This is a genomic window from Streptomyces sp. LUP47B, from assembly GCF_001746295.1.
GTDB lineage: Bacteria > Actinomycetota > Actinomycetes > Streptomycetales > Streptomycetaceae > Streptomyces.
This window is the reverse complement of record NZ_MJAH01000014.1, coordinates 78,923-92,859: the sequence shown is the minus strand read 5'-3', so window position 1 is coordinate 92,859 and position 13,937 is coordinate 78,923. Positions and strand designations below refer to the sequence as shown.

Sequence of the window (13,937 nt, the reverse complement as noted above, 5' to 3'; positions counted from 1 at the left end):
CGGGCCGCCTCTTCGTGCCGTCAGCCCAGATGCGTCGGCGCGAACATCCGCAGCACCGCCGGGAGTACGACCACCGAGGGCCCCGGTGAGCCGAGTGCCTTCGCGAGGTCGTCCGCCAGGTTCTCCGGGGTCGTACGGGCCCCGGGGACCCCGAAGGACTCCGCCAGTGCCACGTAGTCCGGGCGGGTCAGTTCCGTCGCCGTCGCCTCGCCGAACGCGTCCGTCATGTACTCGCGCAGGATGCCGTAGCCGCCGTCGTCGACGATCAGCCAGGTGACGTTCAGGTCGTACTGGCGGGCCGTGGCGAGTTCGGCGATGGAGTACAGGGCGCCGCCGTCACCGGAGACCGCCAGGACCGGGCGCGAAGGGTCGGCAACCGCGGCGCCCAGGGCCGCGGGGAAGCCGTAGCCCAGACCTCCGGCGCCCTGGGCGGAGTGCAGAAGGTTGGGGCCCTTGGCGTCGAAGGCCGACCAGGCCCAGTAGGCCAGGATCGTCATGTCCCAGAAGGAGGGGGCGGAGGCGGGAAGGGCTCGGCGGATCGAGGCCAACAGCTCCTGTTCCAGGGTGAGTTCCTGGGCGGCGATGCGGTCCGCAACGCGAGCGAGCACGTCACGTACCCGCTCCGGAGCCTGCGCGTCCTCCCTCGGTGAGACCGTCTCCAGCAGCGCCTGCAACGCCGGCCGCGCGTCCGCGTGGATGCCCAGCGCGGGGTGGTTGGACTCCAGCTTGCCGAGGTCCGCCTCGATCTGCACGACCCGGCCGCGCGGTTTGAACGTGTGGTAGTTCGAGGAGAGTTCGCCCAGCCCGGAGCCGACCACCAGGAGTACGTCCGCGTCCTCCAGGAAGTCCGTGGTGTGGCGGTCCTCGATCCAGGACTGGAGGGAGAGCGGGTGCTTCCAGGGGAAGGCGCCCTTGCCGCCGGGAGTCGTGACCACCGGGGCCTGCAGAACCTCCGCCAGCTGCCGCAGCTTCCCCGAAGCGTCCGCCCGCACCACTCCGCCGCCCGCGATGATCGCCGGCCGGGCCGCGTTCGACAGCAGGTCGGCCGCCACCGCCGTGAGTTCGGGGCGCGGAGGCAGCTCCTCGGGGAAGGCGTCGCCGCCCGTCACCACGGGGATCAGGGTCGGCGACAGCAGCACGTCCTGCGGGATCTCCACCCACACCGGGCCGTGCGGGGCGGTCAGCGCCGACTTCCAGGCCGCCTCGATCGCGGAGGGGATCTGGGACTGGGCGCGGACGGTGTGCACCGACTTCACCACGCCCCTGAACGAGGCCGACTGGTCCGGGAGTTCGTGCAGATAGCCGTGCCGGCCGCCGCCCAGACCGGCGGACGGGATCTGGCTGCTGATCGCCAGGACGGGCGCCGAGGCCGCGGCCGCCTCCTGAAGAGCGGCCAGGGACGTCAGCGCGCCGGGGCCGGTCGACAGCAGCAGCGGCGCCGCCTCCCCCGTGATCCTGCCGTACGCGTCCGCCGCGAAGCCCGCGTTGTTCTCCACCCGCAGGCCGATGTAGCGCAGGTCGGACCGCCGGAGCGCGTCGAACATGCCGAGCGCGTGCTGGCCGGGCAGGCCGAAGACGGTCGTCGCGCCGAGCGCGGCCAGTGTCTCCACGACCAGGTCTCCGCCGTTGCGGCCGGGAGGCGGGTTCAGCGCGGCCTCGGTCTGGGCGGCGGTCGGGCGGAGCACCAGGTCGTGGTCGTGAGTCACTGCGCGCGGGCCTCTGCAATCTGGCGGGACATGATCGTGGTCAGTTCGTAGGCGGTGTGGGAGGCCGCCACCGACGTGATCTCCGCGTGGTCGTACGCGGGGGCCACCTCGACGACGTCCGCCGACACCAGGTTGCACGATGCCAGACCCCGCAGGATCTCCAGCAGCTCGCGGGAGGTCATGCCGCCCGCCTCGGGGGTGCCCGTGCCGGGCGCGTGGGCCGGGTCCAGGCAGTCGATGTCGATGGAGATGTAGAGGGGCCGGTCGCCGACGCGCTGGCGCAGCTGGTCGGCGATCTCGTCCACGCCGCGCCGCATGACGTCCGCGGACGTCACGATGCCGAAGCCCATCTTCTCGTCGTCGGTGAGGTCCTGCTTGCCGTACAGCGGCCCGCGGGTGCCCACGTGGGAGAGGGCGGAGGTGTCCAGGATCCCCTCCTCCACCGCCCGGCGGAACGGCGTCCCGTGCGTGTACTCGGCGCCGAAGTAGGTGTCCCAGGTGTCGAGGTGGGCGTCGAAGTGCAGCAGGGCGACCGGGCCGTGCTTCTTCGCGACGGACCTGAGCAGGGGGAGGGCGATGGTGTGGTCGCCGCCCAGGGTCATCAGGCGGGCGCCGGTGCCGAGGAGGTCGTCCGCGGCCGCCTCGATCGTCTCGACGGCCTCGTGGATGTCGAACGGGTTCACGGCGATGTCGCCGCCGTCCGCCACCTGCGCGAGCGCGAAGGGGGACGCGTCCTGGGCCGGGTTGTAGGGCCTGAGCAGCCGGGACGCCTCACGGATCGCGTTGCCGCCGAAGCGGGCGCCCGGCCGGTACGAGACACCCGAGTCGAAGGGCACCCCCACGACGGCGACGTCGGCGCGGCCGACCTCGTCGAGGCGGGGCAGCCGGGCGAAGGTCGCGGGGCCCGCGTAGCGCGGGATGCGGGAGGAGTCGACGGGGCCGCGGGGGGTCTCGGGGGAGCTCATGGTCGTATGCCTTCCTTCTGTCGTGCTGTTCGAACCGACCGGTCTACCGGGATGCCGGAACCGGCTCGGGAACACCGCGCCCGGCGAGACGCTCGCGCCACGCTTCGAGTACGGCGGTGTCGGTCGCCGGGGTCGCCAGGGATACGGCGACGTAGACGACCAGGGAGGCCGGCAGCCCGTAGTACACGGGCTCGTTGGCGAGGATGCCGTATCCCGCCATCAGGGCGATGACGGCGAGGCCGCCGACGACCACTGAGGCCAGCGCGCCCTGGGCGGTGCCGCGCTTCCACAGCAGTCCGCCGAGGATGGGGACGAGGAGGCCGCCGACCAGCAGGTTGTAGGCGACGGTCAGCGCCTCGACGACGTTGTTGAGGGCGATCGCCGTGCAGATCACGGCCACGCCCATGACGAGGATGAAGGCGCGGTTGCCCCGCACCTCGTCGCGCTCCCCTTCGGCAGGCCTGCCCCGCAGCCGCGACCAGATGTCGTTGTTCGCCACGGTCGCGCAGGCGATCAGCGCGCCGGAGGACGTCGACATCACGGCGGCGAGCGCGGCGGCGAGCACCAGGCCCCTTACCCCGACCGGGAGTTCGTCCTTGACGATGGTCGCGAAGGCGTCGTCCGCGTTGGCCAGGTTCGGGTAGAGGACCTTGGCGGCGGTACCGATGACGGCGCCGGCGAGGGCGTACGCGAGACAGTAGGTGCCGGCGACCGTGCCGCCCCACTTGGCGGTCGTGTCGCTGCGGGCGGTGAAGACGCGCTGCCAGATGTCCTGACCGATGAGCATGCCGAAGGTGTAGATCAGGACGTAGGTGAAGATCGTCTCGCCGCCGATGCCCAGCGGGTCGAAGTACCCGGTGGGCAGCTTGGCCCTCATCTCGCCGAAGCCGCCCGCCTTGACGACGGCGATGGGCAGCAGCAGGAGCAGTACGCCGATGGTCTTCACGACGAACTGCACCATGTCCGTGAGGGTGATGGACCACATGCCGCCCAGGGTCGAGTACGCGACGACGATCGAGCCACCGAGGACGATCGCGACGGTCCGGTTCATGTCGAAGAGGACGTCGAAGATCGTGGCGTAGGCGATGGTCGAGGTGACCGCGAGCATGAGGGTGTACGCCCACATGACCACGCCGGAGATGACCCCGGCGCGGCCGCCGTACCTGAGATCCAGCATCTCGGAGACGGTGTAGACCTTGAGGCGGGCGATGCGCGCGGAGAAGAAGACGGACAGGGCCAGCAGGCCGAGGCCGATGGTGAAGACCATCCAGGCGCCGGAGAGGCCGTAGCGGTAGCCGAGGCCCACACCGCCGATGGTGGAGGCGCCGCCGAGGACGATCGCGGCCATGGTGCCGGAGTACATGGCGGGCCCGAGGCGGCGCCCGGCGACCAGGAAGTCGCTCTTGGACCTGGCGCGGCGCATGCCCCACCAGCCCATGGCGAGCATGCCGGCCAGGTAGACGACGATGACGGTGTAGTCGACGGCCATGGGGCCCTCCTTCTGCCGGTCTGCGTCGACAGTAGGTGGCCGGAAAGCGACTGCGAAGTGTACGTTTCATCCATTCGAGCCGTACCGGATGGAAGGAACGTCCACCATGCCGGACCCGGCTGTGCCACCCACCCCACCGGTCCCGCTGGCCGCGCTGCTGGCCAGGGAGGATCTCGGGCTGCGGCGGATCGCGGGTCCCGCGGATCCGTCCGCGGTCGTGCACTGGGCGCACACCTCGGAGATGGCGGACCCGTACCCGTATCTGCTGGGCGGTGAGCTGCTGCTGACGGCGGGGGTGCACATCCCGGAGGCGGCGGGTTCGGGCACCTACTTCGACGACTACGTGTCCAGGATCGTCGCGGCGGGCGGCGCTGCCCTCGGCTTCGGGCTGGCGCCGGTGCACGACACGGTCCCGCGCGCGCTGGTCGCGGCCTGCGACGCCTACGAGCTGCCCCTGATCGAGGTCCCGCCCCGGACCACCTTCTCCGCCGTGGCCCGCGCGGTCTGGCAGCTGATGACCCAGGCCCGCCACGCGGAACTGCGCCGCGTCACCGAGGCCCAGCAGAGCCTGGCCGCGGCCGCTTCCCGCCCCGACCCGGTGCCGTCCGTACTGCGGCAGCTCGCGCAGCGGGTCGGCGGGTGGGCGGTGCTGTACGGGCCTGAGGGGGCGGAGGTGGCATCCGCCGGGCGACTGGTGGGCTCGGTCGCCCGGGAGGCGCTGACCGGGCTCACGGAGGTGGTACGCCCCTCCGGTCCCGGGACGCCGACCTCCGCCAGTCACGCGACCGCCGACGTCCACCTCGCCGCCTACTCCCTCGGCGCCGGGCACGGCTTCGTGCTCGGCGTCGCCGCCCCGCGGCGGGATCCCGGCGACCACACGATCGCCTCCGTCGCCGCCGTGCTGCTGTCGTTGCTCACCGGTGAGCATCAGACCGGGTCGGGGGCGGCGCGCTCCTCCGCTCTCGTACGGCTGCTGCTGGGCGCCCCGGCGGAGGACGTGGCCCCGCTCCTCGGGGGCGAGCGGTGGGTCGTCGTGCACGCCCGGCCCGACAGCCTCGCCGCTCCGGACCCCGTCGCCGCCTCCGCGCTGGGCGCGGCGCTCGGGTCACCGCTGGTGGACGTGGCGCGGGAGGTCGTACGGGTGCTGCTGCCCGCCGGCCCGGAACCGGCCCCGCAGCCGGGGTGGACACTGGGGGTCAGTGCCGTCGCCGGACCGCGGGAGTGGGCCACCGCCGACGTACAGGCGGGCCGTGCGCTGGCCCGCGCCCGTGCGACCCGGGCCGGGCTGGTCCGGTACGGGGCCCGTCCCGCCCTCGCCGACCTGGTGCCGGAGGCGGACGCCGAGGCACACGCCAAGGCGCTCCTGGCCCCGCTCGCTCCCACCCTCACCGAGACCCTCCGCACCTGGCTGTCCCTGCACGGCAGCTGGGACCGGACGGCCGTCGCGCTGGACGTGCACCGCAACACCGTGCGGCAGCGGATCGCGAAGTGCGCGGCGCTGCTGGAACGGGACCTGGACGACCCGGACGTACGGATGGAGCTGTGGTTCGCGCTGCGGCGACCATGATCGGGTGACCCGCGTCCCAGCGTGCGGGATGCGCGGCGATCTCGTGAAGGCGTGCCTCAGAATGGGAGACATGCCGATACCCGGGACACCCAGCCGCGCCGAGCTCGTCGAGCACCTTGTGAAGACCCGTATCGCGGGTGAGGTCGCCACCCCGCGTGAGAACAACCTCTCCCACTACCGCCAGCTGGCGAACGGCAACCGCCACTACTGGTTCGGCCTGGAGCTCGGGGACCGCTGGAGTGACGAGCAGGACGTGCTCGCGGTGATGGCGGAGCGGGTGGGGGTCAACGACGACCCGGAGTACCGGTACGGCCAGGACACCATCGACCCCGAGCTGACCGTCGGCGGCCTGGAGCGCATGGCGGCCCGGCTGCGCAAGGCGGCGGACGGACAGCAGCGGGTGCTGTTCGCCACCGGCCACCCCGGCGGCATGCTGGACGTGCACCACGCCACGGCCGCCGCGCTGCGCACGGCCGGCTGCGAGATCGTGGTCATCCCGGACGGGCTGCAGACGGACGAGGGGTACGTCATGCAGTTCGCGGACGTGGCGGTCCTGGAGCACGGCGCCACGCTGTGGCACACGCATTCCGGCGACCCGATGAAGGCCATCCTCACGGCGCTGGAGCGCGAGGGCCGTCCGCTGCCCGACCTGGTCGTCGCCGACCACGGCTGGGCGGGCTACGCCGGACAGCACGGCGTGGACTCGGTGGGCTACGCCGACTCCAACGACCCGGCGCTGTTCCTGGCGGAGGCCGAGGGGACGGTCCAGGTGACCGTGCCGCTGGACGACCATGTGGTGAGCCCGCGTTACTACGACCCGATGACGGCGTATCTGCTGGCGGAAGCGGGCCTGGCCTAGACACGGGCCCCGGGGGGGCCGGCCGTCACCTGGGCGCGCGGACCACGCCCTCCTGGATCACCGAGATGGCCAGTCGGCCGTCCTGCGTGTAGATGCGGGCCTGGCCGAGGCCGCGGCCGCCCTGGGCCGACGGGGACTCCTGGTCGTACAGGAGCCACTCGTCCGCACGGAAGGGGCGGTGGAACCACATCGCGTGGTCGAGCGAGGCTCCGACGACGTCACCGACGGCCCAGCCGCCGCGGCCGTGCGCGAGGAGGGTCGAGTCGAGGAGCGTCATGTCGGAGACGTACGTGGCGAGGACGACGTGCAGCAGCGGGTCGTCCGCGAGCTTGCCGTTGGTGCGGAACCAGACCTGGGAGTGCGGCTCGCGCGGCTCGCCGAACCTTCCGTACGGCGGATCGTCGGCGTACCGCAGGTCGATCGCCTCGCGGGCCTCCAGGAAGCGCTCCACGACCGCCGGGTCCAGGTGGTCGTAGCCGCGCAGCCGGTCCGCGGAGGTGGGGAGCGTGGCCGGGTCGGGGGCGGTGGGCATGGCGGCCTGGTGGTCGAAGCCCTCCTCGTGCCGCTGGAAGGAGGCGGAGAGGGCGAAGATCGGCTGGCCGTGCTGGACCGCGAGGACGCGACGGGCGGTGAAGGAGCGGCCGTCGTTCATGCGGTCGACGGTGTAGACGATCGGCGCGCCGGGGTCGCCGGGGCGCAGGAAGTACGCGTGCAGGGAGTGGGCGAGCCGGTCCTCGGGGACCGTCCGCCCGGCGGCGACCAGCGCCTGCGCCGCGACCTGCCCGCCGAAGACGCGGGGGACGACGGCGGACCGGGACTGACCGCGGAAGATGTCCTCCTCGATCTGCTCGAGGTCGAGCAGATCGAGGAGGTCCTGAAGTGCCTGGCTCATGGAACTGTTGTACCGGCCGGTGATATCGCTCGGCTTACAGGCCCATGTCCTTCGCGATGATCGTCTTCATGATCTCGCTGGTGCCGCCGTAGATGCGGTTGACGCGGTTGTCCGCGTACAGGCGGGCGATGGGGTACTCGTTCATGAAGCCGTAGCCGCCGTGCAGCTGGAGGCAGCGGTCGATGACGCGGTGGGCGACCTCGGTGCAGAACAGCTTGGCGGAGGCGGCCTCGGCGGGGGTGAGCTCGCCGGCGTCGAGGGCCTCGAGGGCGCGGTCGGCGACGGCCTCGGCCGCGTCGACCTCGGCCTGGCAGGCGGCCAGCTCGAACTTGGTGTTCTGGAAGGACGCGACCGGCTTGCCGAAGACGGTGCGCTCCTGGACGTACTCCTTGGCGAACCGCACGGCGGCCTTGGCCTGCGCGTAGGCGCCGAAGGCGATGCCCCAGCGCTCGGAGGCGAGGTTGTGGCCGAGGTAGTAGAAGCCCTTGTTCTCCTCGCCGAGGAGGTCCTCGACGGGGACCTTGACGTCGACGAACGCGAGCTCGGCGGTGTCGGAGGTCTTCAGGCCGAGCTTGTCGAGCTTGCGGCCGATGGAGTAGCCCTCGGACTTGGTGTCCACGGCGAACAGGGAGATGCCGTGCCGGCGGTCCTCGGCGGTGGGCGCGGAGGTGCGGGCGCAGACGATCACACGGTCGGCGTGGACGCCGCCGGTGATGAAGGTCTTGGAGCCGTTGAGGACGTAGTGCGTGCCGTCCTCGGAGAGCTTGGCGGTGGTCTTCATGCCGGCGAGGTCGGAGCCGGTGCCCGGCTCGGTCATCGCGAGGGCCCACATCTCCTCGCCGGAGACGAACTTCGGCAGGAAGCGCTTCTTCTGCTCGTCCGTCGCGAGCATCTTGATGTACGGCAGTCCGAGCAGGACGTGCACACCGGAGCCGCCGAACTGCACGCCCGCGCGTGCGGTCTCCTCGTACATCACGGCCTCGAACTTGTACGAGTCGATGCCGGCGCCGCCGAACTCCTCGTCCACGCGGATGCCGAAGACGCCGAGCTCGGCGAGCTTGTAGTAGAAGTCGCGCGGCGCCTGACCGGCCGCGAACCACTCGTCGTAGACGGGGACGACCTCGGCCTCGATGAAGGCGCGCAGGGTCTCCCGGAACGCCTCGTGGTCCTCGTTGAACACCGTACGGCGCACCGCCGCCACCTCCACCTGACTGAAAGGGTCCATACCTAAGCGCTTGCTCAGAACATTAAGGTACCGGCCGGTAAGGAGAGCCGTCCAGGGGTGATCCCGTAACGCTCGTCACGCCGCCGCAGCCGCGAACGCGCCCCTCGCCATGCGGTGCAGCAGCTCCGCCGTGGCGCCGCGGCCCGGGAGCGAGCCCGGGCGGCCCAGGTGCGGGGTGGAGTTCAGGAGCCCGAAGACGGAGTGCACCGCCGAGCGGGCGGCGGGCTCCGTGAGGCCGGGGTAGACCTCGCGCAGGATCTCCACCCACAGCTCCACGTACTGCCGCTGCAACTGCCGGACCAGCTTGCGGTCGCTGTCCCGCAGGCGGTCCAGCTCGCGGTCGTGGAGGGTGATGAGGGGACGGTCGTCCAGGGCGAAGTCGATGTGGCCCTCGATCAGGGAGTCAAGCAGCGCCCCCGGATCCCCGTCGGCCGATTCGGCCACCCGCCGCTTCCCCCCGGTCAGCAACTGCCCGCTGATCCCCACCAGCAGCTCCGCCAGCATCGCGTCCTTGCCCGCGAAGTGCCGGTAGAGGCCGGGTCCGCTGATGCCGACCGCCGCGCCTATCTCGTCCACGCCCACGCCGTGGAACCCGCGCTCGGCGAACAGCCGCGCGGCCTCCTTGAGGATCTGCTCGCGGCGGGTGGGTGCGTCGGTTCTCGTGGCCATGGAAGCAATTCTAGACAGGGAGGTTAGCGGTCGTTAACCTGAAGGAAATGGTTAACGCTCATTAACAGGCGATCACTGGGTGAGGGGAACCGCGGGACATGGATCAGGCACCCGAGCTGACGAGCGCGGCGGACCCCGCGTCACAGGCCTGGCAGGCCAACGAGGCGGCCCACCGGGCACTCGTGGACGAGCTGCGGGACAAGCTCGCGGCGGCCCGGCTGGGCGGCGGGGAGAGGGCGCGCGAACGGCACACCGCGCGCGGGAAGCTGCTGCCCCGGGACCGGGTGGACACCCTGCTCGACCCCGGCTCGCCCTTCCTGGAGCTCGCTCCCCTCGCCGCCGACGGGCTGTACGACGGACAGGCCCCGGCCGCCGGGGTCATCGCCGGGATCGGCAGGGTGAGCGGGCGGGAGTGCGTCGTCGTCGCCAATGACGCCACCGTCAAGGGCGGTACGTACTACCCGATGACGGTGAAGAAGCATCTGCGCGCGCAGGAGGTCGCCCTCGACAACCGCCTCCCCTGCATCTACCTCGTCGACTCCGGCGGCGCCTTCCTGCCCATGCAGGACGAGGTCTTCCCGGACCGCGAGCACTTCGGGCGGATCTTCTACAACCAGGCCAGGATGTCCGGCGCGGGCATCCCGCAGATCGCCGCCGTGCTCGGCTCGTGCACGGCCGGGGGCGCCTACGTCCCCGCCATGAGCGACGAGGCCGTCATCGTCCGGAACCAAGGCACGATCTTCCTCGGCGGCCCTCCCCTCGTGAAGGCCGCCACCGGCGAGGTCGTCACCGCGGAGGAACTCGGCGGCGGCGAGGTGCACTCCCGGATCTCCGGCGTCACCGACCACCTCGCCGAGGACGACGCCCACGCCCTGAGGATCGTGCGGAACATCGCCGCCACGCTCCCCGCGCGCGGGCCGCTGCCCTGGTCCGTCAGGCCCGCCGTGGAGCCCAAGGTCGACCCCTACGGCCTCTACGGCGCCGTCCCCACGGACTCCCGCACCCCCTACGACGTACGCGAGATCATCGCGCGCGTCACCGACGGCTCCCGGTTCGCGGAGTTCAAGGCCGAGTTCGGGCAGACCCTGGTCACCGGCTTCGCCCGGATCCACGGCCACCCGGTCGGGATCGTCGCAAACAACGGCATCCTGTTCTCCGAATCGGCCCAGAAGGGCGCCCACTTCATCGAGCTGTGCGACCAGCGCGGCATCCCGCTGCTGTTCCTCCAGAACATCTCCGGCTTCATGGTCGGCAAGGACTACGAGGCGGGCGGCATCGCCAAGCACGGCGCCAAGATGGTGACCGCGGTCGCCTGCACGCGCGTGCCCAAGCTGACCGTGGTCGTGGGCGGTTCGTACGGCGCCGGGAACTACTCCATGTGCGGCCGGGCCTACTCCCCCCGCTTCCTGTGGATGTGGCCCAACGCCAAGATCTCCGTCATGGGCGGCGAACAGGCCGCGTCGGTCCTCGCGACCGTCAAGCGGGACCAGTTGGAGGCCCGCGGGGAGGCCTGGCCCGCCGAGGACGAAGAGAGCTTCAAGGACCCGATCCGCGCTCAGTACGAGCGCCAGGGCAACGCCTACTACGCCACCGCCCGCCTCTGGGACGACGGGGTCATCGACCCGCTCGACACCCGGCAGGTGCTCGGCCTGGCCCTGACCGCATGCGCCAACGCGCCGCTGGGCGACCCCCAGTTCGGCGTCTTCCGGATGTGAGGACCCATGTTTGACACAGTGCTTGTCGCCAACCGGGGCGAGATCGCGGTCCGCGTCATCCGCACCCTGCGCGCCCTGGGCGTGCGCTCCGTGGCCGTCTTCTCCGACGCGGACGCCGACGCCCGGCACGTCCGGGAGGCGGACACCGCCGTACGACTGGGCCCTGCGCCGGCCTCGGAGAGCTATCTGTCCGTCGAGCGGCTCCTCGAGGCAGCCGCCCGCACCGGCGCCCAGGCGGTCCACCCCGGCTACGGCTTCCTTGCGGAGAACACGGCCTTCGCGCGCGCCTGCGCCGACGCCGGGCTGGTCTTCATCGGGCCGACGGCTGACTCCATCGCCCTGATGGGCGACAAGATCCGCGCCAAGGAGACCGTGGAGGCGGCCGGGGTGCCCGTGGTGCCCGGTGGCCGCGACCCCGATCTCGCCGAGGCCGCGCGCGCGTTGGGCGCACCCGTGCTGCTGAAGCCCAGCGCGGGCGGCGGCGGCAAGGGCATGCGGCTGGTCCGGGACCTGACGGTCCTCGAGGAGGAGATCGCCGCCGCCCGCCGCGAGGCCCGTGCCTCCTTCGGTGACGACACCCTGCTCGTGGAGCGGTGGGTCGACCGGCCCCGGCACATCGAGATCCAGGTGCTGGCGGACGGCCACGGGAACGTGATCCATCTCGGCGAGCGCGAGTGCTCCCTCCAGCGCCGCCACCAGAAGATCATCGAGGAGGCGCCCAGCGTCCTCCTCGACGAGGGCACGCGCGCGGCGATGGGCGGGGCCGCGGTCGAGGCGGCACGCTCCTGCGGCTACCGGGGCGCGGGCACCGTGGAGTTCATCGTCCCGGGCGACGACCCGTCGTCGTACTACTTCATGGAGATGAACACCCGTCTCCAGGTGGAGCACCCGGTCACCGAGCTGATCACCGGCCTGGACCTGGTGGAGTGGCAGCTGCGGGTGGCGGCGGGCGAGCGGCTGCCGTACGGGCAGGAGGACGTCCGGCTGACCGGGCACGCCGTCGAGGCCCGCGTCTGCGCGGAGGACCCGGCCCGTGGGTTCCTGCCGACCGGCGGCACGGTGCTCCGGCTCCACGAGCCCCAGGGCGACGGCGTCCGCACCGACTCCGGGCTCAGCGAGGACACGGAGGTCGGCAGCCTGTACGACCCGATGCTGTCCAAGGTCATCGCGTACGGCCCGGACCGCGCCACCGCGCTCAGGAAGCTCCGGGCGGCCCTCGCACGGACGGTGACGCTGGGCGTGCAGACCAACGCGGGGTTCCTGCGCCGGCTGCTGGCCCACCCGGACGTGGTGAAGGGGGAGTTGGACACCGGGCTCGTCGAGCGGGTGGTGGACGACCTGGTCTCCACGGACGTACCGGACGAGGTGTACGAGGCGGCGGCGGCCGTACGGCTCGAAGCGCTGCGGCCGCGAGGCGAGGGCTGGACCGATCCGTTCTCGGTGCCGAGCGGCTGGCGGATGGGAGGCCTCGGGAAGCCGGTCGGGTTCCCGCTGCAGGTGACGGGACTCGAACCGGTCACCCACCGAAGCCGCGGTACCCACACCGTCACCGACGACCAGGTCACCGTCACCCTCGACGGTGTCCGTCACACCTTCCACCGCGCCGGTGACTGGGTGGGCCGGGACGGCGACGCCTGGCAGGTGCGCGACCACGATCCGGTGGCCGCGTCCCTCACCGGGAGTGGTCATGCCGGCGCCGACTCCCTCACCGCCCCCATGCCCGGCACGGTGACCGTCGTGAAGGTGGCGGTCGGGGACGAGGTGGCCGCCGGTCAGAGTCTGCTCGTCGTCGAGGCGATGAAGATGGAGCACGTCATCTCCGCCCCGCACGCCGGCACGGTCGCCGAGCTGGACGTCACGGCGGGCACGACCGTCGCCATGGACCAGGTGCTGGCCGTGATCGCACCGCACGAGGAGGTGGCGCAGTGACCCTGCCCATGACCGTTCCCGAGCCCGGCCTGCCGGCCCGCGTCCGTATCCACGAGGTCGGCGCCCGCGACGGCCTGCAGAACGAGAAGTCGACCGTGCCCACCGAGGTCAAGGCGGAGTTCGTGCGCCGCCTCGCGGAGGCGGGTCTCACCACGATCGAGGCCACCAGCTTCGTCCACCCCAAGTGGGTGCCCCAACTCGCGGACGCGGAGCAGCTGTTCCCGCAGATCGCCGATCTGCCCGCGGATCTCCCGGTGCTCGTCCCGAACGAACGCGGCCTGGACCGCGCGCTGGCCCTCGGAGCCCGCCGGGTCGCCGTGTTCGCCAGCGCGACCGAGTCCTTCGCCAAGGCCAACCTGAACCGCACGGTGGACGAGGCCCTGGCGATGTTCGAACCCGTCGTCGGCAGGGCGAAGGCGGAGGGCGTCCATGTCCGCGGCTATCTGTCGATGTGCTTCGGCGACCCGTGGGAGGGCGCCGTCCCGATCCCTCAGGTCACCAGGGTCTGCCGTGCCCTGCTCGACATGGGCTGCGACGAACTCAGCCTCGGCGACACGATCGGGGTGGCGACACCGGGCCACGTACGGGCTCTGCTGACCGAACTCGACGTACCCGTGGACACGTTGGGCGTGCACTTCCACGACACGTACGGACAGGCACTCGCCAACACCTACGCCGCCCTCCAGCACGGCGTCACCACCGTGGACGCCTCCGCCGGCGGCCTCGGCGGCTGCCCGTACGCCAAGTCCGCCACCGGCAACCTCGCCACCGAAGACCTCGTGTGGATGCTGCAGGGCCTCGGCATCGACACCGGCGTCGACCTCGGCCGTCTCGTCGCCACCAGCGTGTGGATGGCCGAACACCTGGGCCGACCCAGCCCGTCCCGTACCGTCCGCGCCCTCTCCCACCAGGAGTGAACCC

At 71.8% G+C, this 13,937-nt stretch carries 11 protein-coding genes; 5 read left to right on the top strand and 6 right to left on the bottom strand.

Features of this window, described 5'->3' with window-relative positions:
• Positions 1 to 20 precede the first annotated feature (20 nt).
• Genes BFN33_RS34840 through BFN33_RS34830 form a run of 3 tightly spaced genes read right to left on the bottom strand, consistent with a single transcriptional unit; the run spans position 21 to position 4,160 of the window.
• Positions 21 to 1,706 (bottom strand): thiamine pyrophosphate-binding protein, encoded by a 1,686-nt coding sequence (locus BFN33_RS34840; protein WP_069764187.1) that lies wholly within the window; start codon positions 1,704 to 1,706, stop codon positions 21 to 23.
• Positions 1,703 to 2,671 (bottom strand): agmatinase, encoded by a 969-nt coding sequence (speB, locus tag BFN33_RS34835; protein WP_069764186.1) that lies wholly within the window; start codon positions 2,669 to 2,671, stop codon positions 1,703 to 1,705. Before speB ends, BFN33_RS34840 begins: the two co-directional genes overlap by 4 nt.
• Positions 2,672 to 2,714: 43 nt before the next feature.
• Complete coding sequence (locus BFN33_RS34830; RefSeq protein ID WP_069764185.1) at positions 2,715 to 4,160, bottom strand: sodium:solute symporter; 1,446 nt, start codon at positions 4,158 to 4,160, stop codon at positions 2,715 to 2,717.
• A gap of 106 nt (positions 4,161 to 4,266) precedes the next feature.
• On the opposite strand from BFN33_RS34830, the gene BFN33_RS34825 reads away from it, so the two are divergent.
• Together BFN33_RS34825 and BFN33_RS34820 are read left to right on the top strand one after the other, a co-directional pair.
• Positions 4,267 to 5,727 (top strand): PucR family transcriptional regulator, encoded by a 1,461-nt coding sequence (locus BFN33_RS34825; protein WP_176742534.1) that lies wholly within the window; start codon positions 4,267 to 4,269, stop codon positions 5,725 to 5,727.
• A 70-nt stretch (positions 5,728 to 5,797) separates the two neighbouring features.
• Positions 5,798 to 6,586: a phosphatase gene (locus tag BFN33_RS34820; RefSeq protein WP_069764297.1), complete on the top strand. Its 789-nt coding sequence runs from the start codon at positions 5,798 to 5,800 to the stop codon at positions 6,584 to 6,586.
• 25 nt (positions 6,587 to 6,611) lie between these two features.
• Here BFN33_RS34820 and BFN33_RS34815 read toward each other — a convergent pair whose 3' ends face one another.
• From BFN33_RS34815 to BFN33_RS34805, 3 genes are all read right to left on the bottom strand, one after another.
• Positions 6,612 to 7,478, bottom strand: coding sequence for an acyl-CoA thioesterase II (locus tag BFN33_RS34815; protein WP_069764183.1), 867 nt, complete (start codon positions 7,476 to 7,478; stop codon positions 6,612 to 6,614).
• A 34-nt stretch (positions 7,479 to 7,512) separates the two neighbouring features.
• The gene (locus BFN33_RS34810; protein WP_069764296.1) at positions 7,513 to 8,670 is read right to left on the bottom strand and encodes an acyl-CoA dehydrogenase family protein; all 1,158 of its coding nucleotides are present in this window, start codon (positions 8,668 to 8,670) and stop codon (positions 7,513 to 7,515) included.
• A 108-nt stretch (positions 8,671 to 8,778) separates the two neighbouring features.
• Entirely contained in the window at positions 8,779 to 9,372 is a 594-nt protein-coding gene (locus BFN33_RS34805) for a TetR/AcrR family transcriptional regulator (RefSeq protein ID WP_069764182.1), read from the bottom strand.
• A 98-nt stretch (positions 9,373 to 9,470) separates the two neighbouring features.
• Here BFN33_RS34805 and BFN33_RS34800 point away from each other — a divergent pair, with 98 nt between their 5' ends.
• The 3 genes from BFN33_RS34800 to BFN33_RS34790 are packed head-to-tail and all read left to right on the top strand — an operon-like array spanning position 9,471 to position 13,933.
• Entirely contained in the window at positions 9,471 to 11,087 is a 1,617-nt protein-coding gene (locus tag BFN33_RS34800) for a carboxyl transferase domain-containing protein (RefSeq protein ID WP_069764181.1), read from the top strand.
• Between the two features lie 6 nt (positions 11,088 to 11,093).
• Positions 11,094 to 13,016, top strand: coding sequence for a biotin carboxylase N-terminal domain-containing protein (locus tag BFN33_RS34795; RefSeq protein ID WP_069764180.1), 1,923 nt, complete (start codon positions 11,094 to 11,096; stop codon positions 13,014 to 13,016).
• Complete coding sequence (locus BFN33_RS34790) at positions 13,013 to 13,933, top strand: hydroxymethylglutaryl-CoA lyase (RefSeq protein ID WP_069764179.1); 921 nt, start codon at positions 13,013 to 13,015, stop codon at positions 13,931 to 13,933. The genes BFN33_RS34795 and BFN33_RS34790 overlap by 4 nt, the downstream gene beginning before the upstream one ends.
• Positions 13,934 to 13,937 lie beyond the last annotated feature (4 nt).

Coding starts and splice junctions, on each gene's coding strand:
- speB (WP_069764186.1), bottom strand. CDS start 2,671: ATGAGCTCCCCCGAGACCCCCCGCGGCCCCGTCGACTCCTCCCGCATC.
- BFN33_RS34830 (WP_069764185.1), bottom strand. CDS start 4,160: ATGGCCGTCGACTACACCGTCATCGTCGTCTACCTGGCCGGCATGCTC.
- BFN33_RS34825 (WP_176742534.1), top strand. CDS start 4,267: ATGCCGGACCCGGCTGTGCCACCCACCCCACCGGTCCCGCTGGCCGCG.
- BFN33_RS34820 (WP_069764297.1), top strand. CDS start 5,798: ATGCCGATACCCGGGACACCCAGCCGCGCCGAGCTCGTCGAGCACCTT.
- BFN33_RS34815 (WP_069764183.1), bottom strand. CDS start 7,478: ATGAGCCAGGCACTTCAGGACCTCCTCGATCTGCTCGACCTCGAGCAG.
- BFN33_RS34805 (WP_069764182.1), bottom strand. CDS start 9,372: ATGGCCACGAGAACCGACGCACCCACCCGCCGCGAGCAGATCCTCAAG.
- BFN33_RS34800 (WP_069764181.1), top strand. CDS start 9,471: ATGGATCAGGCACCCGAGCTGACGAGCGCGGCGGACCCCGCGTCACAG.
- BFN33_RS34795 (WP_069764180.1), top strand. CDS start 11,094: ATGTTTGACACAGTGCTTGTCGCCAACCGGGGCGAGATCGCGGTCCGC.